Below are 2,121 nucleotides of genomic sequence, written 5' to 3' on the forward strand. Positions count from 1 at the left end.
CAGGCTTCGCCTGGTCCCCCTCCCCATCGCCTTCGGCGACAGGGAGGATTGAATCGGCCGCGATGGTGCCTCGCCTGTAAACAACAGGAGAATTGCAGGCGGGGGCGAGGCCCCTCCACCAGCCGTCGCCTTCGGCTATGGCTGGTCCCCCTCCCCCAGCAAGCTGGGGGAGGAAAGGTCAGGCGGCCGGCGTGACCGTGCCGGTCTCCATCAATTGCTTGAAGCGCTGCAGGTCGCGGCGGGCCTGGATTGCGGGCTCGCGGCCGAACAGTTTGGCGACGAGGCGCCCGGCGGCGCCGGCGGGCGGATCGTAATGGAGGAGGGTGCGGACCAGGGTGCCGCGTCCCCCGGCCGTGTCGATGAACTCGACCCGGCCGCCGTTGCGCACGTCGGCGCCTTCCAGCGAATGCCAGGCGATCAGCGATCCCGGCACGTCCTCCAGCACCATCGAATCGAATTCGACTTTGGTTCCAGCCGGGGCGGCGATCACCCAATGCGAGCGGCGCTCGTCGATCCGGGTCACCGAGCGCACGTTCTCCATGAATTCGGGCAGGTTGGTGAAGTCGCGCCAGAAATCGTAGAGCAGCCGCGCCGGGCGATCGATCAGCACCATCTCCTCGATCTCGGCACGCTCGCCGCCGCGCGCGAACGGCGCCGGCGTCGCCGGCCCTTCGGGCTCGCCGAGCCGGGCGGAATTGCGCCGCGCGAGCAGGAAGGGGATCGCGCCGGCGACCATTGCGCCGGCCAGCACCGCGCCGACCACTTTCGCGGTGGCGGGCCGCGACGACGCCTCGGGGACGGGGACGACGGCGCGGTGCTGCGCCTCGAGCGACGCGGTGGTCGGGCTGGGGGCGTAGGCGACCGGCTCGTCCACCGTCGGGGCGCCGGGGGCGCGGGCGACCATCATCGCCGCCGCCGCCGACGCCGTGTCGCTTCCCGTCCTGGTCTCGGCGGCCTCCGTAGCCGCGGCGCAGGGCGAAGCCGGCGGCGGCCGCGACGGCGCCGAGGAGCGCGGCGCCGAGGCCGATGCGGATTCGGGTGCGCCAGAAGTGCGGCTTCACGATCGTGCGGCGGGCGAGCACGTCCTGGAAATGCGCCAGCACCCGCACCGCCTCGGTGCGGCGATCGGCGGCGACCGGGACGCGCAGGGTGCCGCGGTGATGGTGGAGGCGGAAATTGGGGTGGCTGACCGCCTGGGTGAGGGTGGTCGAGAATTCGAGCCAGTGCGGTCCGGTGCCGCCGAGCCGGGCGTCCCAGAAGCGGCTGATCCCGGTGCTGGCGAGGCCGAAGAGCGTGTCGCCGACCAGCACCGCGTCGCGCGTGAAGATCACGTCCAGCCCCTCCCGCGGGATGCGGCGTGGGAAACGAAAGTCGTTGCGACGGCCGCGCTCTGCCGCGTCGAGGCTGCGGAGCTGCTCCAGCGTCGCCGGCGCGACCGTCCAGCGGCCGATCACGTCCTCGCCCCGCCGCATCCGGCCGACGATGCGCTGCGCCCAGAGGAAGTTGAAGAAGAACAGGGTGCCGAAATTGGCGGCGAGGATGCCAAGCGCGATCGCCATCGCGGTGGCGCCGGTCTCCTCGCCCAGCGCCTGCATCGTCCGCGCCCCCCACAGGATCGCCGCGCCGCCGCCCAGAGCGAGCATTAGGCAGACAATCATGCTGCGCCCTGGCCGGCGAACCCCGCTGTTGCGCATGCGCCTCCTCCCCGGCCGCCGAAGGCCCAGTCTAGCACGACGGCGGCGGCGGCGCAGGAGGGCGCGCAGTGATGAGCCGAACGATGACAAGGAGCCGACAGGCGCAATGCGCGACGCAGGAGCGGAACATAACATGAACATCGATTTGCGTCAAGGTGGCGCGGGCGGGGCTTTTGCCTGTTGAAACAGGGATTCTACAGGCGCGGGACGCGGCGGCCGGTGCGGCTACGCCTCTCCCCTTCGGAAGCACGCGGTCGGGCGCGGATCGAGGCGCCGAATCTGCCCTCGAGTCCTGCGCCTCCCTCGGACCGAGATTCCGGCCTGCGCCGGAATGACGGGTTTGGGGAGCGGTCCGGAGCGGAGGAGGTGGCGATCACGCAGCGAGGGGGTCGGCGGCGCCGCGGCGCCTGCCCTTGGGTCCTGCGCC

The 2,121-nt window shown here is 71.9% G+C and carries 2 protein-coding genes; one reads left to right on the top strand and one right to left on the bottom strand.

The genetic code is table 11. The features are described 5' to 3' along the window. Window positions 1-178 precede the first annotated feature (178 nt). Window positions 179-907 carry an SRPBCC family protein gene (locus E2493_RS20490; RefSeq protein WP_225421626.1) on the bottom strand — a complete coding sequence of 243 codons (729 nt, stop codon included), beginning with the start codon at window positions 905-907 and terminating at the stop codon, window positions 179-181. Between the two features lie 19 nt (window positions 908-926). Between E2493_RS20490 and E2493_RS20495 the strand changes: the two genes are divergently transcribed. Then, window positions 927-1,646, top strand: coding sequence for a hypothetical protein (locus E2493_RS20495; protein WP_135090577.1), 720 nt, complete (start codon window positions 927-929; stop codon window positions 1,644-1,646). Window positions 1,647-2,121: the final 475 nt, after the last annotated feature.

This window comes from Sphingomonas parva (ex Maeng et al. 2020), from assembly GCF_004564275.1.
GTDB classification, from domain to species: Bacteria; Pseudomonadota; Alphaproteobacteria; order Sphingomonadales; family Sphingomonadaceae; genus Allosphingosinicella; species Allosphingosinicella parva.